The sequence below is a fragment of the Bradyrhizobium sp. NC92 genome, from assembly GCF_025200865.1.
Classification (GTDB): Bacteria; Pseudomonadota; Alphaproteobacteria; order Rhizobiales; family Xanthobacteraceae; genus Bradyrhizobium.
This window is the reverse complement of record NZ_CP104171.1, coordinates 7,390,814-7,412,189: the sequence shown is the minus strand read 5'-3', so window position 1 is coordinate 7,412,189 and position 21,376 is coordinate 7,390,814. Positions and strand designations below refer to the sequence as shown.

Here is a 21,376-nt window from a genome sequence, read left to right as displayed (position 1 = left end):
CACTGACATGAAGATGTGTGATGCCAACCGTCGGGCTTGCGACACACTGTCGAACCGGTGACATTCGACGCAAAATAATCAAGATAAACCAAGCCTCGGTAGTTTGGCACGACACTTGAAGCTAAGAAGCCGTCCCGCACTCCTGCTGACGGAATTGCAGTGATGACTTACAAGATAATCGCGTCCCAGTGCACCGTCTGCGGCGCATGTGAGTTCGAATGTCCTAACGCCGCAATCAGCCTGAAGAACGACGTGTATGTAATCAATCCGACGAAGTGCACCCGATGTAAGGGGCATTTCGAGACGCCACAATGCGCCGTTGTGTGCCCGGTGCCCGACACCTGCGTGCCGGCATAGAGGCAGCCGATGTGGGGGGCCGCAGCACATGGTAGGGTTGAGGCGCCATCCCCGGCCACTTTAGTAATCAGTCGCCTGATCGCGCCGGTTGCGAACCCCGAGCTGGTGACTTGCCGGATCGCCTTTGTAGCGAACGAAGCACACCGCCGCCATCGCCCGAACTGGCCAAACTCGTCCTCGCACAGGCAGAGCAGGCAATGGTAGCTGTTCATACGACCGTTGAGCGGGTCCAGATCATCGATGTCAACCAGTCTCGATATGGTTTTGAAGCGCGGATCGAGTCCGATAAGGCTCGGAGGGGGCTATCGGAAGACACCGTCCGCTTCATATCCGCGAAAAACAACGAGCCCGCCTGGATGCTGGAGTGGCGGCTGGAGGCCTTCCGCCGCTGGCTGATTATGACCGAGCCGACCTGGGCGCGTGTTAACGATCCCAAGCTCGACTACCAGGACATCGGCTATCTCGTGCTGCCGAAACCGAAAAAGAGGGTGTCGTCGAGCGACGAGATTGATCCGGAACCGCTCAAGACCTCCGGGAAGCGCGGCGATCCGTTTCGCGTGATCGCGAACCTGGAGGGTGTAGAGCTGAGCCCCGGCGCCGAACCTTCAGCGAATCGCAAGATCGCGGTCAATACCCCCTTCGACTCGATTTCGGTCGACACCAGGTTCCGAGAAGAGCTGAAGAAGGAAGGGGTAATTTTCATGCCGATCTCGGAGGCGATCGGCGAGCATCCCGAACTGGTTCAGAGGTATCTGGGCAGCGTGGTGCCGATTTCCGACAATTTTTTTGCGAGATTGAACTCGGCGGTTTTCTCTGACGGCTCGTTCGTCTACGTGCCGCCAGGCGTCCGCTGCCAGATGGAACTGTCGGCCTATTTCCGGAACGGGCACAACACCGGCCAGTTCGAGCGCACTCTGATCATCGCCGACAAGGGCTCCTACGTAAGCTATCTAGAAGGCTGCACTGCGCGGGAGCGTGACGAGAATCAGCCGCATGCTGCAGTTGTCGAGCTCGTCGTGCTTGATGACGCCGAGATCAAGTATTCGACAGTGCAAAATGGCTACCCTGGCAAGTCCGAGGACAAGGTCGGCATCTACAACTTCGTCACCAAGCGTTGCGACTGCCGCGGCAAGAATTCGAAAATTTCCTGGACGCAGGTGGAGACGGGATCTGCCACGACGTGGAAGAATCCGACCTGCATCCTTCGCGGCGACAACTCGAAGGGCGAGTTCTACTCGATCGCGATTTCGGCCGGTTTTCAGCAGGTCGATAGCGGCAGCAAAATGATCCACCTCGGCAGGAACACGTCGAGCCGGATCCTCCACAAGCGTATCGCCACCGGCAGATCTCAGAACACCTATCGCGGCCTTGTCAGCGCTCACCTCAAGTCCACAGGTGCGCGCAGCCATACCGCCTGCAATTCGCTTCTAATCGGCGACAAGTCTGGTGCGCACACTGTGCCTTACGTCGATGCGAAGAACTCCTCGGCGACGATCGAGCACGAGGCCACGATCTCTAATATCTCCGAGGACGTGCTGTTCTACTGCATCCAGCGCGGGATTTCGCAGGAGGCGGCCATTGGCCTCATCGTCAATGGCTTCGCCAACGACGTATTACGGAAATTGCCCCTGGAGCTCGCAGTGGAAGCGCAGAGGTTGATCTCGACCTCGCTGGAGGCCTCGGTCCTATGACTGCATGGTCCGCGAGCCCTGCTGAACGCAGCTCAGCCGTTTTCGATGACGTATTCGGGGATTGGTAGAATCGAGCTACTCGAAGTTCGATTTGCATGCTCGTGCTGAGCGCCGCGATCTCTGCTGGCTCGATCTCACCCTCAATGCGGGCCAGATGCACGCGATCATGACCGGGGGCAAGCCGAACTATCGCGGGCGATCCGGGCTGGGAGCTAACCGCCGGCCAAATCCTGTTGAAGCGCGAAGTCCTGCTCGCGATGGAGGCGGAAGCAGGGCGCCGCCAAGAGCGTATTTCTCAATTCCGAACAACTCATAGAATGCCAAGCGTCATCACGATAAACGTCTTGCGCGCGACGCTCAACGCTCAATGCAGCTGGCTCGCGCGGCATAGGTTGCGGGTGGGCGAGCGGCGCTCCGGAAGGCGATCAAAGTTAGTGATGATCGATGGCGGTCCGATGCGGCATACTTGCGAAAGAGGGGGCGATCTGCGGTCGCAGCAACGCGGTTCTGAGGAAGTCAGGCTTGTGTTGCCGATTGCGACTGACGCGATGGTCTCGCTCAAACCGAGATGGTGACCGGCGGCGTCGTGATCACGTTCACCGGTCACCGAGCGACGAGACATTCGATCCCGATCATTAACGTCGCAACCGAATCTTTGGCAACAGGCTTGGCACGCGTCTATCTGCAAATCGGTAAGCGCGCGAATGGCATCAGGCTAGAAAACGTTATCGCGGCCGGCAGCACAGGTAGCTAGCAAGCCAACAGATGCGTTGATCGTCTACTCGCGAAGTAGCGCAGGAGCATCAGATTCTTACGCATCATCTGGACAGCGGCTGAGAAGGGCTTAGCAAAGATGGAAGGTGACGAGCGAGCTAGACTGGCTCATGCCGGTCCGTTTCTGGTTCGCTTCAGATGTGCTGCAAACAGGCAAGGTCCGCCAGATACCGCACCTTCAGTGGAGAATCGCTGCGATGTCGTAGCGTGAACCGCGACTGTTCTGTTTCTAACAGAGGTATGAGGACTGATCTTCAATGCGCTTTGTCGCATTCGCAACAAAACGCAGTAGCGCGAGGCGCAAACCCATTCCAAATCCGCTCGTTTATTCTTTCCGCGGGGCTGGCATGCTCGTTGCAGAAACGTGGCCGAGTGGCCCCTATTGCAACAGGAAAGCTTCGAAGGACATCGGCATGAGTCTCGCAACGACCCAGAGCATCTCGGAAATCAGAGCGCGGAATAAGGAGCTGATCGAGGAGGTATTGAAGGTCTATCCGGAGAAGACCGCAAAACGTCGCGCCAAGCATCTCAATGTCCACGAGGCGGGCAAATCGGACTGCGGGGTCAAATCGAACCTGAAATCAATACCCGGCGTGATGACGATTCGAGGCTGCGCCTACGCGGGTTCGAAGGGTGTGGTCTGGGGACCCATCAAGGACATGGTCCATATCAGCCACGGTCCAGTCGGTTGTGGCCAGTATTCGTGGGGCTCGCGTCGCAATTATTACGTCGGCACCACGGGGATAGATACGTTCGTGACGTTGCAGTTTACCTCCGACTTTCAGGAAAAGGATATCGTGTTCGGCGGGGACAAGAAGCTCAATAAAATCATTGACGAAGTCCAGGAGCTGTTCCCGCTCAACAACGGCATCACCGTCCAATCGGAGTGCCCGATTGGCTTGATCGGCGATGACATTGAGGCGGTGTCGCGAGCAAAATCTAAGGAATATGACGGCAAGACCATCGTGCCAGTCCGCTGCGAGGGTTTTCGTGGCGTGTCCCAATCGCTTGGCCACCACATTGCCAACGATGCGGTGCGGGATTGGATATTTGATAAGAACGGGCCCGACAGCAAGCCGAGATTCGAGCCGACCCCGTACGATGTCGCGATCATCGGCGACTACAATATCGGCGGCGATGCCTGGTCGTCTCGAATTCTGCTGGAGGAAATGGGTTTACGCGTAATTGCGCAATGGTCCGGCGACGGCTCGCTGGCTGAGCTCGAGGCAACGCCGAAGGCAAAGTTGAACATTCTGCATTGCTACCGCTCGATGAATTACATCTCGCGCCACATGGAAGAGAAGTTCGGCATTCCCTGGTGCGAATACAACTTTTTCGGACCGTCCAAAATCGCGGAATCACTGCGCAAGATCGCCAGCTATTTCGATGACAAAATCAGAGAGGGCGCCGAGCGGGTAATCGAGAAGTACCAGCCGCTGGTGAATGCCGTGACCGCAAAATACAGGCCCCGCCTCCAAGGGAAGACCGTGATGCTGTTCGTCGGCGGGCTGCGCCCTCGTCATGTGATCGGTGCATATGAGGATCTCGGCATGGAAGTCATCGGCACGGGATATGAGTTCGGCCACAATGACGACTATCAGCGTACCGCCCAGCACTACGTGAAGGACAGCACGCTCATCTACGACGACGTCAATGGCTACGAGTTCGAGCGCTTCGTCGAGAAACTCCAGCCCGACCTGGTCGGGTCAGGCATCAAGGAGAAGTACGTATTCCAGAAAATGGGTGTGCCGTTCAGGCAGATGCACTCCTGGGACTATTCCGGCCCATATCACGGCTATGACGGTTTTGCGGTCTTCGCGCGCGATATGGACATGGCCGTCAATTCGCCCATCTGGAAGAAGTTGAAGGCGCCCTGGAAGGATGTCCCCAAGCCGAGCCTCTTGGCTGCAGAATGACGCAAATTACCGCTCTCAGCCGAGAGCCGTATTCACAGTAATCACTATCCAAAAGGGTGTTGCCGATGGCGCAGAGTGCAGAACACGTGCTCGATCACTTAGAGCTGTTCCGCGGTCCGGAATACCAGCAGATGCTGGCTAACAAGAAGGCATTCGAGAATCCCCGTGAGTCCGCTGAGGTTGAACGCATCAGGGAATGGACTAAAACACCTGAGTATCGCGAGAAAAATTTTGCGCGGGAAGCGCTGACGATAAACCCGGCCAAGGCCTGCCAGCCGCTCGGCGCGGTATTTGCTTCGGTTGGCTTTGAAGGTACGCTGCCATTCGTGCACGGCTCTCAAGGCTGCGTGGCATATTACCGTAGCCATCTGTCGCGGCACTTCAAGGAGCCGAGCTCCTGCGTCTCGTCCTCGATGACAGAGGACGCGGCAGTATTCGGAGGGCTCAACAACATGATTGACGGGCTCGCCAACAGCTACAACATGTACAAACCAAGGATGATTGCGGTCTCTACCACCTGCATGGCGGAGGTGATCGGGGACGATCTCAATGCCTTCATCAAAACGTCGAAGGAAAAGGGGTCTGTTCCGGCGGATTTCGATGTGCCGTTCGCGCACACCCCGGCGTTCGTCGGTAGCCACATCACTGGCTATGACAATGCGCTCAAGGGCATCCTAGAGCATTTTTGGGACGGCAAGGCGGGAACGGCCCCCAAGCTCGAGCGCAAGCCGAACGACAAGATCAACTTCATCGGCGGTTTCGATGGTTATACCGTCGGTAACCTGCGCGAGATTAAGCGCATCTTCGAAATTATGGGAATCGAATATACCGTCCTCGCCGACAATTCCGAAGTGTTCGATACACCGACAGACGGCGAGTTTCGGATGTATGACGGCGGCACCACACTCGAGGACGCTGCGAACGCGGTTCACGCCAAAGCGACGATCTCCATGCAACAGTGGTGCACGGAAAAAACGCTGCCGTTCATCGCCGAGCACGGCCAGGATGTCGTGGCCTTCAATCATCCGGTGGGCGTATCCGCGACGGACGACTTCCTGGTCGCGTTGTCGCGCATCAGCGGCAAAGACATCCCGGAAGAACTGGCGCGAGAGCGCGGCCGCTTGGTCGATGCGATGACTGACTCAAGTGCGCATATCCATGGCAAGAAATTCGCCATCTATGGCGATCCGGATCTCTGCTATGGGTTGGCCGCCTTCCTGCTCGAACTCGGCGCCGAACCGACCCATGTGCTGTCCACCAACGGAAATAAGGCTTGGGAGGAGAAAACAAAAGCATTATTGTCGAGCTCGACCTTTGGGCAGAACTGCCACGTTTATCCGGGGCGAGACCTCTGGCACATGCGTTCGCTCCTGTTCACCGAGCCTGTCGATTTTTTGATTGGCAACACTTACGGCAAGTATCTGGAACGGGACACCGGCACGCCGCTGATTCGTATCGGATTTCCAGTGTTTGATCGCCATCACCATCACCGCTCTGCTGTGTGGGGATATCAAGGTGGTATGAATGTGCTCGTGAAGATTCTCGACAAGATCTTCGACGAACTCGACAAGAAGACCAGCCTTCTCGGCAAGACGGACTATAGTTTCGACATCATTCGTTGATGGCAGACGATGCGCGTGTCATCGCCGGTACGATCGGCGGTGACACAAGCCCGTGACGGGTTGATTTTTGCAGATCGTTCCGGCTGAGAGGAGAAAAGGATGAGTTCGCTACCGGCCACGGTCCGGGACATTTTCAACGAGCCGGGCTGCGCGAAGAATGGCAGCAAGCCGGAGAATGAGCGCAGAAAGGGCTGTACCAAGCAGCTACAGCCGGGTAGCGCCGCTGGTGGTTGCGCCTTTGACGGCGCCAAGATCGCGCTGCAGCCGTTTACTGATGTCGCTCACTTGGTGCATGGTCCAATAGCCTGCGAAGGCAATTCGTGGGACAATCGTGGCGCGGCGTCGTCCGGCTCGGATTTGTGGCGCACGGGGTTCACAACCGATATGAACGAAACGGATGTCGTATTTGGGGGCGAAAAGCGACTCTCCAGGGCGATTAAAGAGATAATCGACAAGCGCGACCCGTCGGCCATCTTCGTCTATCAGACCTGCGTGCCCGCCATGATAGGCGACGACATCGACGCCGTCTGTAAGGCGGCTACGCGAAAGTTCGGCAAGCCGGTAATTCCCGTTAATTCGCCGGGCTTCGTCGGTTCAAAGAACCTCGGCACTAAGCTTGCTGGGGAGGCTTTGCTGGAACATGTCATTGGGACGCAAGAGCCAGATAACATCACGCCCTATGACATCAATTTGATCGGGGAATACAATCTGTCCGGCGAGCTTTGGCAGGTTAAGCCTTTGTTTGACGAACTTGGTATCCGCATCCTCTCCTGCATCTCAGGCGATGGCAAATATCGCGAAGTGGCTTCGTCGCACCGGGCCCGCGCCGCCATGATGGTGTGTTCACGGTCGATGATCAACGTCGCACGTAAGATGAAAGAGCGCTACGAGATCCCCTTTTTTGAAGGATCGTTCTACGGCATTCAGGACTCCAGCGACGCACTGCGTGAGATTGCACGATTGCTGGTCGAGCGCGGCGCGCCAGGCCATCTGATCGAGCGCACAGAGGCGGTGATTGCACGCGAGGAGGCGCGCGCTTGGGCTGCAATCGAGCCATACAAGCCACGCTTCAAGGGCAAGAAGGCTTTGTTGATTACCGGCGGCGTCAAGTCATGGTCCGTCGTTGCCGCGCTGCGGGAGGCCGGACTCGAATTGGTTGGGACCAGTGTGAAGAAATCTACAAAAGAGGACAAGGAGCGCATTAAGGAGCTGACGGGCCAGGATGCACACCTGATTGAGGACATGCCACCGCGGGAGATGTACAAAGTGCTGAAGGACGCGAAAGCGGACATCATGCTCTCGGGCGGCAAGTCACAGTTCGTCGCGCTGAAAGCGGCGACGCCCTGGCTGGACATCAACCAGGAGCGTTGCCACGCCTACATGGGCTATGCCGGAATGGTTAAGCTGGTCGAGGAGATCGACAGATCATTATTCAATCCGATGTGGGAGCAGCTGCGCCGGCCGGCACCCTGGAATACGCTGGCTAGAGCGATGGCACAGGTGCACTCGCCGGCCGCCCCCAGCATCTCCGATCCAGCAATCGACGAGAGGACACGGCGCGCCAAGAAGATCTGTGCCTGCAACACAGTTGACCTCGGCACAATAGAGGACGCGATTTGTTCGCATGGTTTGACTAGCGTCGAGGCAGTCAGACAGCACACCAAAGCGATCGGTGGCTGCTGCAAGAGACGAATTGAGGACATCCTTCAGTCGTCGCCGCGTCCCGTGCTGCAGGCTGCGGAATAGGAAGACGACATGGCTGTCGTCACGACACCGAAGAAGGCGTGCGCCGTCAACCCGCTAAAGATGAGTCAGCCGATCGGCGGCGCATTCGCCTTCATGGGGCTGCGCGGGGCAATGCCACTGCTACACGGCGCTCAAGGGTGCACATCGTTCGGGCTCACGCTGTTTGTACGGCATTTCAAGGAGGCGGTGCCGTTGCAGACCACCGCGATGACCGAGGTCACGACCGTGCTCGGGGGCTATGAAAATCTTGAGCAGGCTATACTTAATATCTTCAATCGCGCCAAGCCAAAGATCATTGGTATCTGCTCGACGGGCGTAACCGAAACCAATGGCGACGATGTTGACGCCTACATCAAGCTTATTCGCGAGAAGCATCCGCAACTCGCCAGATTGCCTCTGGTCTATGTCTCGACGCCGGATTTCAAGGACGCGTTCCAAGATGGCTGGCAGAAAGCTGTAACGCGGATGGTCGAGGTCCTGGTTGAGACGCCTGCGGTGGAGGCGCTGCGTGATCCCGCGCGGGTCAATGTTCTTCCAGGATGCCACCTCACGCCGGGTGATATCGATGAGCTCCGAGCTATCCTTGAAGATTTCGGGTTGCAGCCATCCTTCCTACCAGATCTTGCCGGATCTCTGGATGGGCATGTCCCGGATGAGTTCACGCCGACGACGATCGGCGGCATCGGGGTCGACGAAGTCGCGGTCATGGGTCGGGCGGGGTGGACTATTGCCATCGGTTCGCAGATGCGGCGGGCTGCAGAGGCAATGCAGGCCAAGACGGGCGTGCCATTTCGCGTGTTTGAACGACTATGTGGCCTGCTTCCCAACGATGAATTCATCGCCTTTCTGAGCGAGATCAGCGGCCGTCCGGTGCCATCAAAATATCGGCGTCAGCGCGGGCAACTCGCTGATGCGATGCTCGACACGCATTTCCATATTGGTGGTCGCAGACTTGCGATAGGAGCCGAGCCCGACCTGTTGTTCGACCTATCGAGCATGCTCCACGATATGGGCGTGCAGGTGATCGCGGCCGTGACAACAACGGACTCGGCGGTGCTGGAGCGGGTGGCGAGCGAGGAGGTACTGATCGGTGATCTGGAGGATTTGGAGGAGCTTGCCGAGAGCAAAGGGTGCGATCTGCTCATCACGCATTCTCATGGCCGGCAAGCAGCGGCGCGGCTGAAGATTCCGTTTTATCGCGCCGGCTTTCCGATATTCGATAGGTTAGGCGCAGCACACCACAAATCGGTCGGGTATCGAGGTGCGCGCGATCTGATCTTCGCCATCGCAAATCTCGTGATCGAGGACCGCGAGCAGAATCGTAAGCCTACGCCAGATACTTGGCGAAAATCAAATCTACCCTCCACGCCGTACCAGCGCGGTTTCAGCGACCGAACAGAGAGGCACATTGCATGAAGGTCGCGTTCGCTACCCAAGACTTGCATCGTGTCGATGCGCATTTTGGTTGGGCCAAGAACATCGCCGTCTATGACGTCGGCCCGGGGGGGCACGTTCTTGTGAACGTGTTTGAATTCAAGGGCGATCTCAAGGAGGACGGCGACGAGGACAAGCTCGCGCCAAAGATCGAGGTAATTAGGGACTGCGCCATCCTCTATGTCGCGGCCATCGGCGGATCAGCTGCCGCCCGGGTGGTGGCCAAGAAAATTCACCCGATAAAAGTGAACAAGCCTGAAAACATCCTGGTGCTGCTCGAAAAGCTAGAACGCGTACTAAAGGGGACGCCCCCGCCCTGGCTACGCAAAGCCTTGACCAAGGATCAAAAGCGCACATTCGATTTCGATGACTGAGGATGACATGAGGCAGGCCGCAAATATAGCGCAAGGCGATCGGGCTCTCGATGCGCCGATCGTCAAAGAGCTGGTCAAGCTTTGGCGCGCGCAGGATATGCACGGTTTTTGGGAGAACAGGAGCGATATCGACCTGCTCGACCCCTATATCGTTAATAGTGCGAAACGACGCGAACTGCCGATCGTCGGCGATCCCGATCCCGACACGATTCGGCGGCTGGAGTTGTTCTTCGACGCGGTCGCGCTTTCGATCGAGAGGGCGACCGCGGTTATGATCCAGCCGATGCTGAAGATGAACCATGAAGGCTTTGGTCGCATGGTGCTGATCGGGGGGCGACTGCTAGTAGTGAACAAGCAGCTGCGCGATGTTCATCGCTTTGGCTTTGAAAATCTAGCAAAGCTCGCGGGCGAGGGTGACAAATATGTAAGGGAAGGCGTCAACATGATCCGGAAGTTTCCGAGCGTAGCGAACCATTGAGGGTTCTTATGAGCGACCGTGAAGGACTGAAAGCAGAACTCAAGATACTCTCAGCAAGAGCAACACAGGCCAAAATGGATCTACACGATCTCTCCGAGGAACTGCCCGTGAACTGGCCATCGATCATGTCGGTAGCGCGGAAGGTGCACGATGCCTTCGCCGAACTCGATCGCAAGAGACGGGAGCTGAAGCAGCTTGAGAAGTCGTAAAGGTACTGGATGATGTCATCTGTAACACGTGGTGGTCGAGACTGGACGCCAAACTACTTGAACTCAATTGATGCCAAGAAGTGCATCGGCTGCGGCCGCTGTTTCAAAGTCTGTGGTCGCAATGTTATGACATTGAAGGGGATCAGCGAGGAAGGCGAACTTGTCGATCTCGAGGACGACGAGAACGATGAGATTGAGAAGAAAATCATGGTTATGAATGACAAGGGTGCATGCATCGGCTGCGGTGCATGTGCGAGGGTGTGTCCCACCAATTGCCAGACCCACGATTCGGCCGCACCTGAGGCGGTGTAGAGGGCGCATCAAGATCAGTTGCTGTCGGGTTCTTTATCCCGACCACTTGTTTTCAGGTATGGTTGTCGTCGGCCCGCGGATTTGCAATGAGAGTTGCCGATCGCCCACGATTTCCGAGGGGCCGGATCGAGTGGCCGTCCCATGGACATGGGAGCAGATCGTTGAGGGCTTCGTGTCAGGTTCGGTCAGCGACTTCGCCTATTTCTCGCCCGTTGCGGCCGCCAGGTCGGGGTGAGAATCTGCCTGGCGCATCGAGTGATGAGGAACGGGCCGACGGGCAATGGATCCGCCGCACCCCTGATGGTCTGGTGGGCGATGTTGGGGCGGCCCAGCTTCGGCATGATCAAGATGTTGACGTCGCCTCCAGCAACGATGGTGACGGCACCATGTACGCACCACGGTCGATAGCCTGCATCTCGCCGCCGGCTCCAATCTGCCGATGCTTGTTCCTCAGCAGTTGCATGGGCCGCGTATCTCGCGCGGGGCGTTGGCGTCCTAGGCGCCGAGGTCCGGAATGCCGAAGCCGGTTTTTCCGTGGGCGGTGAACGCGACAGATGCAAGCGTTGCCACCTTCGAAAAGCTCCTCCGCTCTTGGAGTGCGTCGCACACTCAGGTATCGGCGATGAATAGGCGCCCTTCGGGGCATGCGGGCTCGACCGGGGATCGAGGTCGACATGGACCCGCCGTGCGAGCGTTCCATCAAGCACAACTTGTATCGTGCGCAGCATGCCCTCATCCTGGCTCCAGTGTGGATCATGCACACTGGCTCGGTTTCGTCTTCGAACACCGGTCCGCGTAAAAGTGTAGCGCTGCAGGTTGGCGAGTATTCGTCGAGACTCTTGGTCGGCCGTGTCGCGACTACCGCTCAGGATCTTGGCCTTCGCCACCGCGGGCCCGATCCGCAGGATCAGATTGCACTTACGAATGCCCACGCAGTGGATTGTCCAAAAAAGGAGGGGTTCTTGCATGGCGGATTGAAGCGATGATCAATAAAGACGAGCCTTGTCATGAATGAGCAATCGATTTCGCCAAATACCGTCTATGCGATTTGTCGGTTTGCTGGCATTCCTAACCGCCGTGCGATTGGCTTCCATCTGATGACCGTCAATGAGGACGGCAGCCGAAGACCGTTGTCCATCGTCGTGGTGCGCTGGGGCAAAAAGGTAGTTGGCTATGTCAACGAATGTCCGCACAACCGCGTCAACCTGGACTGGGAGCGTAACGAGTTTCTCGATCCATATGGCGTCCGGCTGATGTGCGGGAAGCACGGGTCAACCTTCGAGCTCGGCACTGGCCGTTGCGTCGAAGGCCCATGTAAGGGCAGAGAGCTTAGGCCCGTGGCGCTGACAGTTCTTGATGGCGACATCTGCATCGTCGGCGTGCGGCTTGTCGAGGATGAACCCTCACCTGATTCTGAAGCCCGTGTTTAGACTGGCCGGTTCTCGTTTCGGTTTTTCACGGGGCCCATTCTCTCCAGTGCAACCGCGTAAGAGATCTGCTCATAGGCGATATGAAGTGACTTCGCCGCGTCGAGCAGATAATCGAGCTTGCCGCCGGGGTTTAGATGCTTGATGTCGTTCTTATCGATACCAATCAGGTCCATCATTTCTTTCCAGACTGTGGACTCGTCGCACGGCAGAACGTGGAAGGTGATATCACCGAGTGTCGTTCGATATTTCGCCAACAGGTCTATGTTGTTGCAGAAAATGAAGTAGCTTCCGTCCGGGGTTAGCGCGCTATCAAGCACATCTGCGACGTCAGAAAGATAGGCGAACGAGTGCAGATAGCCAGCCAGAACCGGAATTGTGCTTTCACCTTCCTGCGCGATCGTCAACACTTGCTCGATCGAACAGTCTGGCGGCCGTTTCTCGTCCGCCACCTGGGCCTGGAATTTCAATGCGATGTCGCCGCGAAAGCCGAACCGACCTGGCTTTGTGGTCCTGCCTTTGAGTACGGCGTTGAACAAGCGTCCCTCCCTCTCAAGCCGGCCCAGTGCGGTGTTCTCGATTGAAGTCATCAAAATCGTCCTCGATCTAAACTCTTCACCGGCGGCTTGGCCGGTGCGAATCCAATGCAAATGTCTTGCCGCCGCGTGCGCGCCGGTTTTTCCTCTTAGTTTCTAAAGAAACCGCGCGATCGTGTTGCGAAGCCCTCCAAGGATCCTTGTCGGGAATTCGACATGAGTGCCGGATCCAACAGGCGAGAGTCGGAAGAAGACAGCAATACCATGCACGTGCGAAGTGGCATGCCACTTGCCAGTCCGCTCAAGCGAGCACAGCTAGACGAGGGTGAACATGATCAATCTGACCGATAGCGCAGTGAATGCGGCCAAGAGCGCGATTTCAGCGTCGGCGTTTCCCGCGGGCGGGCTGCGGATCGCAGTCGAGGCGGGCGGCTGCGCCGAGTACAAATACACAATGGGCCTTGTCGCCCGTGCTGAGCCGGACGACACAATGATCGAGCGTGACGGGCTGAAGGTGTTCGTCGACAACAAGAGTTATCGGCATCTAATTGGCACGACGATCGACTTCGTGGTGGCGCTGGAGGGCTCGGGCTTCACCTTCGACAACCCAAACGCAAAGTTGAGTTGCTCTTGTGGAAAATCCTTCAGCTGATGACGGGAGGGTCGAAGCATGGGCGAAGGCCGAGAAACAACTGAAGCAACCGTCGGCCACTGGGGTCGACCGGCAGCAGCTATTCCTGCCATGAGAGAAGATCAAGCGAACCTGCAACGCGAGGGTGGCGACTGTCAGATGATCGAGAGGGTGGCGACTGTCAGATGATCGAGATAGACCGCAGCACGGTTATGCTCAGGCCGACCGGCGCCTGCATGATCTTTGCGCACCCTGGCGCGACGTTGGCGGGCATTCAGGCCCCGGGTCGAAATGCTGCGGCGAATTCATTTGCCTGATGTCGATCGCCGGGCAAACCAAGATGCAGGATTGAGGGAGGATTCATTGCCGATTTATCTCGACAATAATGCGACGACGCGGACAGACCCGTCCGTCCTGCAGGCAATGTTGCCGTTCTTCACCGAGCTGTTTGGCAATGCCTCCTCCGCCCATGCCTTTGGCAGAGAGGTCGCGGGCGCCGTGGAGCAGGCGCGCTGCAGCTTACAGGCATTGTTAGGGGCTGAATACGATCACGAAATCGTCTTTACCTCCGGTGGGAGCGAGGCCAATAACACCGCACTCCTTTCGTCGCTCGCCACCCAGGACGGGCGCGATGAGATTGTCACCACCTCCGTCGAGCATTCCGCCATCCTTACGCTGATCAAGCAATTGGCGATAATGAACGTCAAGACGCACGTGATTCCAGTAGATTCGCGCGGCCGGCTCGACATCGACGCGTTTCGACGCGCGCTCGGGCCACGCACAGCGCTTGCGTCTGTCATGTGGGCCAACAACGAGACCGGAACGATTTTTCCTGTCGAGTTTCTAGCCGGGTTAACGCGTGAGGCGGGCGCGCTGTTTCATACAGACGCGGTGCAGGCCGTCGGCAAACTGCCTATCGCCTTGAAGGACAGCGCGATCGACATGCTGTCGCTCTCCGCGCACAAACTTCATGGTCCCAAGGGAATTGGTGCGCTCTATTTGCGAAAAGGCACAAAATTCAGGCCGCTGATCTGGGGCGGATCACAGGAACGACGGCGCCGCGGCGGAACGGAGAACATCCCGGGCATCGTCGGCCTTGGAAAAGCGGCAGAGCTTGCGGCGGAGCGGCTCGGACTGGAGTGCGTTCGCATTGGCGCATTGCGCGACCGTCTTGAGCAGGGAATTTTGCAAAACGGGGACTGCATGGCGCTTGGCGATATCAGCAACCGGCTATCAAACACGACGAACATCGCGTTTGAACATCTCGAAGGCGAAGCAATTGTCCATCACCTCAGTCGGGCTGGAATAGCCGCTTCGCTCGGATCGGCCTGCGGCTCCCGCTCGATGGAGCCGACGCATGTCATGCGCGCCATGGGGGTGCCGGCGAAAAGCCTGCACGGCGGGGTTCGGCTGTCTCTATCGCGTGAGACAACCGTCGAAGAGGTCGACCAGGTCGTCGCTGTAGTGTCGGACATTGTGGCCTACTTACGCGCCGAATTGCGGCGAGCGTGCGAAAGCGCCCAGAATGCATCGCGTTTCAGGAACTTAAGCTCATGAAAATAATGATTCGGCGCTCCCCCGACGCTGGCCTTTCGATTTACGTGCCAAAGAAAGATCTCGAGGAGCCGATCGTGGAATCCGAGCATGAGAGGCTTTGGGGCGGCTGGATCAGGATAGCCAACGGCTGGGTCCTCGATCTGCCTGAAATGGCGAGCGACACGCCACTGCCGATCACAATCAATGCCAAGAAGCGTGGAGAAGACAGGGACGATCGATGAAGACGATGCCGCAAATCGAGTTCGCGAATGCTGCCGACGCGAAGGCCATTCTCACTGATCTTGCGGCTAGAATGAGAGCCGGCAGCATCGTTCCGTATCTTGGGCCAGGCATCGCCGAGTTGTCACGTCCCGAGGCGCCTATGACGCCTGAGGCTTTGGCTGATTTTTTCGCCAGCAATGTTGCGCTACCGCGCCGGGCCAAGGGCAACGCCTGGGCGTCGGCGCAGTATGTCGAGAGCAACAAGCATCGTTCAACCGTGACGGCATTGATGGTGCAGGCGTTCTCTCTGCCGGCCGATCCAACACCGTTGCATCATCATCTTGCGAGCCTGCCCCTGCCGATAATAGTTGACTCTTGGTATGACGGTGCCATGCGCGCGGCGCTCGGTAAGCGTAGCGGATGGGGTGAGGTCCAGGGCATAACTCGATCCGGCAGTCACGACGATCGTTGGTACCGCTTTTACGATTCGGCGGGCCAAGAGGTTAATCATGCCTTGGCAGCCCATTGGTCTACTGTGCTGTACAAGCCGCATGGCAGCGTAGTGCCGGCCAAGAACTTCCTGGTCACTGACGCTGATTATGTCGAGGTGTTGACGGAAATCGACATCCAGACTCCGATTCCCGATATGATCAAGGATAGGCGGGCCGGACGGAGCTTTCTCTTCATCGGCTGTCGCTTCAACGACCAGCTAATGCGTACCTATGCGCGGCAGATCACCAAGCGCTCCGCCGGCGTCCATTACGCGATCGTCGATCCGCAAGTTCTCTCGGGCAACGAGCTCTGCTTTCTGGTTGAGCAACGTCTAACGCCGCTCGCGATGATGCTTCCGCATGCAATGGAGATATTGCTCGCCAAGTAGCGGCGTAAAGCGTGCCGCCCACCCCGGTGCGACACAGGAGGTCGCACCGCTAGGATCGGCGCGGGTGAGGAGGAGCCCTCGTGAGATCAGTAGGTGGAGATGAGAACGCAAACATTTGCGTCTCTCGGTCGACATTGCGACAACTGTCGCGTTTCGGACATGGGCGTCATCGCGGCGCGTGCACAACGAAGTGGATCGCTCCGGCTAACTCATTAACATAGACCGAAATACCATCGTCTGCGCGATGGCACGCGAGTTGCTCATTCCCTCAAGTGGTCGCTCGGGAGGACGCGTCGTCCTCCCAAACCGACTCAGCGAGCAGGAGGGAGCTGAATATGAACGCTGTTGCCGAACGCGAGGAAAATGTCAAAGCTGGGGAAGCTGGCGGCAAGATGCGAGCCAACGCCGACTACAAAGGGTGCCGAAGCTCTTCGAGCAACGGCAAACAGAGCTGCGGGTCACAGGCTAGCGAAAGCGATCTTCCGTCGGAAATCTGGGATAAGATTAAGAACCATCCCTGCTACAGCGAAGAAGCGCATCATCATTACGCTCGCATGCATGCCGCTGTGGCGCCCGCTTGCAATATTCAGTGCAACTACTGCAATCGCAAATACGACTGCGCCAACGAGTCGCGTCCAGGCGTAGTTAGCGAGAAGCTGACTCCTGAGCAGGCGGCCAGAAAGCTGATCGCGGTCGCCACGAGCATTCCACAGCTGAGTGTGCTCGGAATCGCCGGTCCCGGCGATTCCTTGGCCAATCCGAAAAAGACATTCAAGACTTTCGAACTCGTCGCCGCGGCAGCGCCCGACATCAAGTTGTGCCTATCAACAAACGGACTGGACTTGCCTGATCACGTCGACACCATATCCCGGCACAAAATCGACCACGTGACCATCACCATCAATATGATCGATCCCGAAATCGGTGCCAGGATATACCCGTGGATCTTCTTTAACCATAAGCGCTACACCGGCATCGAAGCTGCAAGAATACTTACCAATCGCCAATTGCAAGGCCTCGAGATGCTCTCGGACCGGGGCATCCTGTGCAAGATTAATTCGGTGATGATCCCTGGCATCAACGACCAACACCTGATCGACGTCAATAGGGCGGTCAAGTCGCGCGGCGCCTTCCTGCATAATATCATGCCGCTGATCTCGGCGCCCGAACACGGCACCGCATTCGGCCTCAACGGGCAGCGAGGCCCGACCGCGCAGGAACTGAAGGCGCTGCAAGATGCTTGCGAAGGCCAGATAAACATGATGCGGCATTGCCGCCAGTGCCGCGCTGACGCAATCGGCCTTCTCGGAGACGATCGTAGCGCTGAGTTCACCACCGAGAAGATCATAGCCATGGACGTTGAATACGACCTCAAGACCCGCAAGGCTTATCACGCCAAAGTCGAAGATGAGCGTAAGGCGAAGATTGCAGCCAGGCAGGAGGAGCTAGCAACAATCGCTGGCGAGATGAGCGAGATCAAGCTTCTCGCTGCGGTGGCAACCAAAGGCTCAGGACTGATCAATGAGCATTTTGGGCACGCCAGGGAGTTTCAAATATACGAACTCTCGACGTCCGGTGTCAAATTCGTCGGCCACCGCCGTGTCGACCTTTATTGCCAGGGCGGATATGCCGAAGACGATCGGCTGGCGAGCATCATCCGTGCCATCAATGACTGCCATGCTGTATTCGTGGCCAAGATCGGCGGCTGTCCAAGAAAGAATCTGATCAACGCTGGGATCGAGCCGGTCGATCAATACGCGCATGAGTTCATTGAGAAATCGGCGATCGCCTGGTTCAGGTCCTACCTCGATAAGGTGAAAAGCGGAGAGATCCAGCACGTCCAGCGCGGTGACGGCGCGATCCGGCAAGGGTCGCTGATCTCGGCGGCTTAGGAGGTGGTACCAATGCCATTCAAGATCATCTCATCACAGTGTACGGGCTGCTCGGCTTGTGAGCCCTTATGCCCGAACGTTGCAATTTCCGAGAAAGCTGGAACGTTCGTTATTGAGGCAAAGAAGTGCACCGAATGCCTCGGCTATTTTGACGAGCCGCAGTGCGTCGCAGTCTGTCCGGTCGAAAACACCTGCGTCGTCGACACGACATTGCCGCGTTATCAAGGACCCGCGTAAACGTGGCGCAGCGCATCTCGCCGCGACGGCTCAGTCTACTGCTGAATGATGAGGAAATCGAGGCTCGGCGCATGATGGTGAACAATCCTTGTCGGCGTGTTCGCTACGAAGTGGCGGAACGGATCGCGGCTGACGAGTTGATATGTGACATCGAGCGTGAGGACAGTAGGGAGCAAGAGATCACCCGCACTCGCGGCTTTCCGCCGTGCAGGTCGCGGAGGAATGGTGCATGAACAATATCGTTCGGGACAGTGATGTGGTCGAGCTAAGCGGGCCGCCGGCCTTCAGCTTTGGCGAAAAGGTGCGAGCCCGCCTCACCATTCGCAATGACGGCACTTTTCACGGCAAGGAGATTGGAGACATTTTGGCCAAGAAGGGAGACGTTGGTTGCGTCATTTCAATCGGCACGTTCCTGCAGCAATTCTATATCTACGGCGTCGAATTTGTTGAAAGCGGCAACCGTGTTGGCATGAAGCGCAAAGAGCTCGATCGGATCGGCGCGTGCGAAGAGATGGATGATCCGCCTTGGCCAGAAGAGGCTGTATCATGATGGAGTCGCGCGTTCCCAAATATCGAGCCGGCCAGCGCGTTAGAACCGCTGTGGATGTTATTAACGACGGCTCAGTGGCCAACGCACCGCCTGATGGAATCCTAGTCCGCGCCGGCGCGATCGGCAAGATTATCCGGGTCTTGATGCATACTGAAGTGAGCGTGCCCATCTATCTCGTCGATTTCGATGAGCCGCTGGTCGTCGGTTGTCTTGAAGAGGAAATTACCGTCGTGTGAGGGAAGGTTCTCGCGATGAAAGTTACGAGAAAGGTGCCAGTCGGGGTGATCGCTCATCCGAACGAGCTCGATCGCAAGAGGATTGAGCGTGCCTTGCTCTCGCGCAAGTACTATCGGTACGTCTCGCCTAACGTGACTCCGGTCAAGGCTGGTTATCTTATCGAGAGTCCCTGCTGCTCGCGCACTATCGACAGAGACGGCGGCCTGATTGATGTCGCTGTATTTCGCTACGACACCGTGAGCCGGACTTGGAAACTGTTTTTCAAGAACCATGCACGGGGAATATGGGAGTTTTACAGCATGTACCACAGATTGGCGTCGGCGATCGACGAGTTGAACACGGACCCTGAGCGGCTCTTCTGGCAGTGATGCTCGTTGGAACAGTCCTGTAGGAGCCACATTGGCACTCCCACAGAGCAGTTGATCGAGATCGAACGCCTGCTAGCAACAACTGAGGGGGGTACTAGCGCGGTTGCCGACCTAAGGCGCCGCTTTCCGCAGCTCACCTGGGTTCTATGTGATTCGTCGGATGTCACGGAGGAGCCATTCCGGCGTCTTGCGTGGTTCGATCTGCATCTGATCGATGGATCCGACCAGTGCATCCTGATTACGGCCGACCAGGCGCGGGCGACCGGATTGGTGCTTGCGAGAAGGAATATTGGGCGATGACCGGCATTGGACCCCACATCGGATATCGTCGATGACGCACATCACTGTCGGCGCGCTCTCTGCTGTCGAGCAGCATTGTGGTGGCAGCGAATTGCCAATGGGCCGACTGCTGAGCCATTCGAACGAGCGTTTGCCGCCTATTTTAGCCGCAAATATGCTGTTGCGGTTCCGAGCGGCGCCATTTGACTTCTGCTTGCGCTGAGGGCGCTCGGTCGGGCTCGGCCAAGCGTGCCCTACGTGTCGGGAGACGATCTATGCCGTCAGTCTCGCGGGTGGACGGGCGTTGTTTGCGACTGTTGGCGCGAACGTTGGCTACGGCGAATGCCGAAGAACGTATCGCGGACAAGACACCGGCGATTACCGCGGGTCCCAATGGCTACCGGGCACCATGGTCTGGGCTGCGCGCGGTCGCGCAACTCAATCGGGTGCCGCTCTTGGCTGAGTCTACCGAGGCGATTCGAAAGACAAGAACGAATTCTTCGGTCGCTGCGACGACCTCGCGGTCCTCGACGTTGTCCAAGCGCTGGACCTGAGCCGCGGCGGAGGCGGAGCGGGTGGTGACGGGCGACGTCGATCTGGTACTTGGCTTGTGTCGCCATCGCGCGCGCCGTCCGGATGAGCGCACCTCCATCGTAGTCGGCAGGCTGCAGCGGCAGGGCGCAATTGAGCCGCTTATCATCCCACTACATGGGGCGCCCTTGCGCAAAGGGTAGTCGAGGTCACGCAGGCACATCCGTTGTTGCGGCACTGACTGGCGCGGGGATTGCAATTTCGCGCAAGCAAAGGAGCGGGCCGATGAACTGCTGCCATAGTTCGTCGCAGTCCCCGAGAGTCACCAGGCCCCGCAACGAAAAAAGCTCCACAGCAATCCCAGCGCGCGGACCAAGTCGTCGCGCGCGTCCACTTGAAAGAGGTCGAAAATGAGCACGCCGCAACTAGCTCTTTAGCTTCGGGCTCCGGTTATAAGCTTGGCAAAAAATGGGAACGATATGAATCCGCAGATCATCATTCACGTCCGCTTCGCCCCGAATGGTAGCGTGCTCCAAATCAGCGAGCGCCCACCGAGGCTCACGCCCGATCAATGGTTTCACGTCCTCAACGCCCGTGCCAGCTCTGCTTATCGGCCACTGGCCCATGGCCGTGGTCTTTTTTGCCTGACCCGGGCCGCTGTTGATGCCCTCAGGCAGCAAACGACAGCACTGGCGTCAACGAAAGATCATCAATGCCGAGGCTGGCTACGAGATTGACGTGTTGCTCTGTCGAGCCGATGCATGCCGAGCGGAGTGGCGTCAGGACCTTTGGTCTTTCGCAGGTCGATGACATCGGCGAGCCGCCGGTGCACCAATGTTGAATGCGTCACGATGCTCGTCACCGGCAACAAAGACAAGACGTTGCTGTCGCGAACCCGACGGTGATTGGCATTTGCACGTTGGAAGGTCGAGGCGAATCGGTACATGAGCGAGCATCGCGCTCGACCCTGCGGAGCTTGCAAGAAGAGGGTGGATGGTGGAGTAAACCAAGAAGGACTAGAAGGTCGTGACGGTAGGATCAAACGTTGAGGTCAAGCGTTGAGGCCCTCATGGGCGACGCCATTTCAAACGCGTAGGGTATCACGTAACTGTTCTCGCCAGCGAGGCCAATGATTGC

23 protein-coding genes are annotated in these 21,376 nt (G+C 57.5%); 21 read left to right on the top strand and 2 right to left on the bottom strand.

Features of this window, described 5'->3' with window-relative positions; translation table 11 throughout:
* Positions 1–162 precede the first annotated feature (162 nt).
* The 11 genes from N2602_RS34410 (at position 163) to N2602_RS34360 (ending at position 12,343) form a co-directional block, all read left to right on the top strand.
* Positions 163–357, top strand: a complete 195-nt coding sequence (locus N2602_RS34410) for a 4Fe-4S binding protein (protein ID WP_128266460.1) — start codon at positions 163–165, stop codon at positions 355–357.
* A 197-nt stretch (positions 358–554) separates the two neighbouring features.
* Positions 555–2,048: a Fe-S cluster assembly protein SufB gene (gene sufB, locus N2602_RS34405; protein WP_260383786.1), complete on the top strand. Its 1,494-nt coding sequence runs from the start codon at positions 555–557 to the stop codon at positions 2,046–2,048.
* A 1,187-nt stretch (positions 2,049–3,235) separates the two neighbouring features.
* The gene (gene nifD, locus N2602_RS34400) at positions 3,236–4,738 is read left to right on the top strand and encodes a nitrogenase molybdenum-iron protein alpha chain (protein WP_157286149.1); all 1,503 of its coding nucleotides are present in this window, start codon (positions 3,236–3,238) and stop codon (positions 4,736–4,738) included.
* Between the two features lie 65 nt (positions 4,739–4,803).
* Positions 4,804–6,360, top strand: a complete 1,557-nt coding sequence (gene nifK / locus N2602_RS34395) for a nitrogenase molybdenum-iron protein subunit beta (RefSeq protein WP_260380874.1) — start codon at positions 4,804–4,806, stop codon at positions 6,358–6,360.
* Positions 6,361–6,459: 99 nt separating this feature from the next.
* Complete coding sequence (gene nifE, locus N2602_RS34390) at positions 6,460–8,106, top strand: nitrogenase iron-molybdenum cofactor biosynthesis protein NifE (RefSeq protein WP_260380873.1); 1,647 nt, start codon at positions 6,460–6,462, stop codon at positions 8,104–8,106.
* A 9-nt stretch (positions 8,107–8,115) separates the two neighbouring features.
* Positions 8,116–9,522: a nitrogenase iron-molybdenum cofactor biosynthesis protein NifN gene (gene nifN, locus N2602_RS34385; protein WP_260380872.1), complete on the top strand. Its 1,407-nt coding sequence runs from the start codon at positions 8,116–8,118 to the stop codon at positions 9,520–9,522.
* Positions 9,519–9,914 carry a nitrogen fixation protein NifX gene (gene nifX / locus N2602_RS34380; protein WP_260380871.1) on the top strand — a complete coding sequence of 132 codons (396 nt, stop codon included), beginning with the start codon at positions 9,519–9,521 and terminating at the stop codon, positions 9,912–9,914. The genes nifN and nifX overlap by 4 nt, the downstream gene beginning before the upstream one ends.
* A 7-nt stretch (positions 9,915–9,921) precedes the next feature.
* The gene (locus N2602_RS34375; protein ID WP_260380870.1) at positions 9,922–10,392 is read left to right on the top strand and encodes a NifX-associated nitrogen fixation protein; all 471 of its coding nucleotides are present in this window, start codon (positions 9,922–9,924) and stop codon (positions 10,390–10,392) included.
* Positions 10,393–10,400: 8 nt separating this feature from the next.
* Positions 10,401–10,601 carry a CCE_0567 family metalloprotein gene (locus N2602_RS34370; RefSeq protein ID WP_260380869.1) on the top strand — a complete coding sequence of 67 codons (201 nt, stop codon included), beginning with the start codon at positions 10,401–10,403 and terminating at the stop codon, positions 10,599–10,601.
* Between the two features lie 12 nt (positions 10,602–10,613).
* Positions 10,614–10,913, top strand: a complete 300-nt coding sequence (gene fdxB / locus N2602_RS34365; RefSeq protein WP_260383785.1) for a ferredoxin III, nif-specific — start codon at positions 10,614–10,616, stop codon at positions 10,911–10,913.
* A 1,007-nt stretch (positions 10,914–11,920) separates the two neighbouring features.
* Positions 11,921–12,343: a Rieske (2Fe-2S) protein gene (locus N2602_RS34360; protein WP_409241870.1), complete on the top strand. Its 423-nt coding sequence runs from the start codon at positions 11,921–11,923 to the stop codon at positions 12,341–12,343.
* On the opposite strand, the gene N2602_RS34355 is transcribed toward N2602_RS34360, so the two are convergent.
* Complete coding sequence (locus N2602_RS34355; RefSeq protein ID WP_260380868.1) at positions 12,340–12,930, bottom strand: hypothetical protein; 591 nt, start codon at positions 12,928–12,930, stop codon at positions 12,340–12,342. The genes N2602_RS34360 and N2602_RS34355 overlap by 4 nt on opposite strands.
* 277 nt (positions 12,931–13,207) lie before the next feature.
* Here N2602_RS34355 and N2602_RS34350 point away from each other — a divergent pair, with 277 nt between their 5' ends.
* The 10 genes from N2602_RS34350 to N2602_RS34300 all read left to right on the top strand — a co-directional run bounded on the left by N2602_RS34350 (position 13,208) and on the right by N2602_RS34300 (position 19,915).
* Complete coding sequence (locus N2602_RS34350; protein WP_260380867.1) at positions 13,208–13,528, top strand: iron-sulfur cluster assembly accessory protein; 321 nt, start codon at positions 13,208–13,210, stop codon at positions 13,526–13,528.
* A gap of 327 nt (positions 13,529–13,855) precedes the next feature.
* Complete coding sequence (gene nifS / locus N2602_RS34345) at positions 13,856–15,064, top strand: cysteine desulfurase NifS (protein WP_260383783.1); 1,209 nt, start codon at positions 13,856–13,858, stop codon at positions 15,062–15,064.
* Positions 15,061–15,285, top strand: coding sequence for a putative nitrogen fixation protein NifT (gene nifT / locus N2602_RS34340; protein ID WP_260380866.1), 225 nt, complete (start codon positions 15,061–15,063; stop codon positions 15,283–15,285). Before nifS ends, nifT begins: the two co-directional genes overlap by 4 nt.
* The gene (locus N2602_RS34335) at positions 15,282–16,145 is read left to right on the top strand and encodes an SIR2 family NAD-dependent protein deacylase (protein WP_409241869.1); all 864 of its coding nucleotides are present in this window, start codon (positions 15,282–15,284) and stop codon (positions 16,143–16,145) included. Before nifT ends, N2602_RS34335 begins: the two co-directional genes overlap by 4 nt.
* Positions 16,146–16,537: 392 nt before the next feature.
* Complete coding sequence (nifB, locus tag N2602_RS34330; protein WP_409241943.1) at positions 16,538–18,037, top strand: nitrogenase cofactor biosynthesis protein NifB; 1,500 nt, start codon at positions 16,538–16,540, stop codon at positions 18,035–18,037.
* Positions 18,038–18,049: 12 nt separating this feature from the next.
* The gene (locus tag N2602_RS34325; RefSeq protein ID WP_157286134.1) at positions 18,050–18,274 is read left to right on the top strand and encodes a 4Fe-4S binding protein; all 225 of its coding nucleotides are present in this window, start codon (positions 18,050–18,052) and stop codon (positions 18,272–18,274) included.
* A gap of 229 nt (positions 18,275–18,503) precedes the next feature.
* The gene (locus N2602_RS34320; protein ID WP_260380864.1) at positions 18,504–18,824 is read left to right on the top strand and encodes a nitrogen fixation protein NifZ; all 321 of its coding nucleotides are present in this window, start codon (positions 18,504–18,506) and stop codon (positions 18,822–18,824) included.
* Positions 18,821–19,060, top strand: coding sequence for a nitrogen fixation protein NifZ (locus N2602_RS34315; protein ID WP_260380863.1), 240 nt, complete (start codon positions 18,821–18,823; stop codon positions 19,058–19,060). Before N2602_RS34320 ends, N2602_RS34315 begins: the two co-directional genes overlap by 4 nt.
* Positions 19,061–19,075: 15 nt before the next feature.
* Positions 19,076–19,429: a DUF3024 domain-containing protein gene (locus N2602_RS34310; protein ID WP_260380862.1), complete on the top strand. Its 354-nt coding sequence runs from the start codon at positions 19,076–19,078 to the stop codon at positions 19,427–19,429.
* Positions 19,430–19,735: 306 nt separating this feature from the next.
* Positions 19,736–19,915 (top strand): DegT/DnrJ/EryC1/StrS family aminotransferase, encoded by a 180-nt coding sequence (locus N2602_RS34300; RefSeq protein ID WP_409241868.1) that lies wholly within the window; start codon positions 19,736–19,738, stop codon positions 19,913–19,915.
* Between the two features lie 1,033 nt (positions 19,916–20,948).
* On the opposite strand, the gene N2602_RS34290 is transcribed toward N2602_RS34300, so the two are convergent.
* Entirely contained in the window at positions 20,949–21,185 is a 237-nt protein-coding gene (locus N2602_RS34290; protein ID WP_260383839.1) for a hypothetical protein, read from the bottom strand.
* Between the last annotated feature and the right edge of the window lie 191 nt (positions 21,186–21,376).

Excerpts from the sequence above, each read along its gene's own strand:
- N2602_RS34410 (WP_128266460.1), top strand. The coding sequence starts at position 163 with ATGACTTACAAGATAATCGCGTCCCAGTGCACCGTCTGCGGCGCATGT.
- sufB (WP_260383786.1), top strand. The coding sequence starts at position 555 with ATGGTAGCTGTTCATACGACCGTTGAGCGGGTCCAGATCATCGATGTC.
- nifD (WP_157286149.1), top strand. The coding sequence starts at position 3,236 with ATGAGTCTCGCAACGACCCAGAGCATCTCGGAAATCAGAGCGCGGAAT.
- nifK (WP_260380874.1), top strand. The coding sequence starts at position 4,804 with ATGGCGCAGAGTGCAGAACACGTGCTCGATCACTTAGAGCTGTTCCGC.
- nifE (WP_260380873.1), top strand. The coding sequence starts at position 6,460 with ATGAGTTCGCTACCGGCCACGGTCCGGGACATTTTCAACGAGCCGGGC.
- nifN (WP_260380872.1), top strand. The coding sequence starts at position 8,116 with ATGGCTGTCGTCACGACACCGAAGAAGGCGTGCGCCGTCAACCCGCTA.
- nifX (WP_260380871.1), top strand. The coding sequence starts at position 9,519 with ATGAAGGTCGCGTTCGCTACCCAAGACTTGCATCGTGTCGATGCGCAT.
- N2602_RS34375 (WP_260380870.1), top strand. The coding sequence starts at position 9,922 with ATGAGGCAGGCCGCAAATATAGCGCAAGGCGATCGGGCTCTCGATGCG.
- N2602_RS34370 (WP_260380869.1), top strand. The coding sequence starts at position 10,401 with ATGAGCGACCGTGAAGGACTGAAAGCAGAACTCAAGATACTCTCAGCA.
- fdxB (WP_260383785.1), top strand. The coding sequence starts at position 10,614 with ATGTCATCTGTAACACGTGGTGGTCGAGACTGGACGCCAAACTACTTG.
- N2602_RS34360 (WP_409241870.1), top strand. The coding sequence starts at position 11,921 with ATGAATGAGCAATCGATTTCGCCAAATACCGTCTATGCGATTTGTCGG.
- N2602_RS34355 (WP_260380868.1), bottom strand. The coding sequence starts at position 12,930 with ATGACTTCAATCGAGAACACCGCACTGGGCCGGCTTGAGAGGGAGGGA.
- N2602_RS34350 (WP_260380867.1), top strand. The coding sequence starts at position 13,208 with ATGATCAATCTGACCGATAGCGCAGTGAATGCGGCCAAGAGCGCGATT.
- nifT (WP_260380866.1), top strand. The coding sequence starts at position 15,061 with ATGAAAATAATGATTCGGCGCTCCCCCGACGCTGGCCTTTCGATTTAC.
- N2602_RS34335 (WP_409241869.1), top strand. The coding sequence starts at position 15,282 with ATGAAGACGATGCCGCAAATCGAGTTCGCGAATGCTGCCGACGCGAAG.
- nifB (WP_409241943.1), top strand. The coding sequence starts at position 16,538 with ATGCGAGCCAACGCCGACTACAAAGGGTGCCGAAGCTCTTCGAGCAAC.
- N2602_RS34325 (WP_157286134.1), top strand. The coding sequence starts at position 18,050 with ATGCCATTCAAGATCATCTCATCACAGTGTACGGGCTGCTCGGCTTGT.
- N2602_RS34320 (WP_260380864.1), top strand. The coding sequence starts at position 18,504 with ATGAACAATATCGTTCGGGACAGTGATGTGGTCGAGCTAAGCGGGCCG.
- N2602_RS34315 (WP_260380863.1), top strand. The coding sequence starts at position 18,821 with ATGATGGAGTCGCGCGTTCCCAAATATCGAGCCGGCCAGCGCGTTAGA.
- N2602_RS34310 (WP_260380862.1), top strand. The coding sequence starts at position 19,076 with ATGAAAGTTACGAGAAAGGTGCCAGTCGGGGTGATCGCTCATCCGAAC.
- N2602_RS34290 (WP_260383839.1), bottom strand. The coding sequence starts at position 21,185 with ATGTACCGATTCGCCTCGACCTTCCAACGTGCAAATGCCAATCACCGT.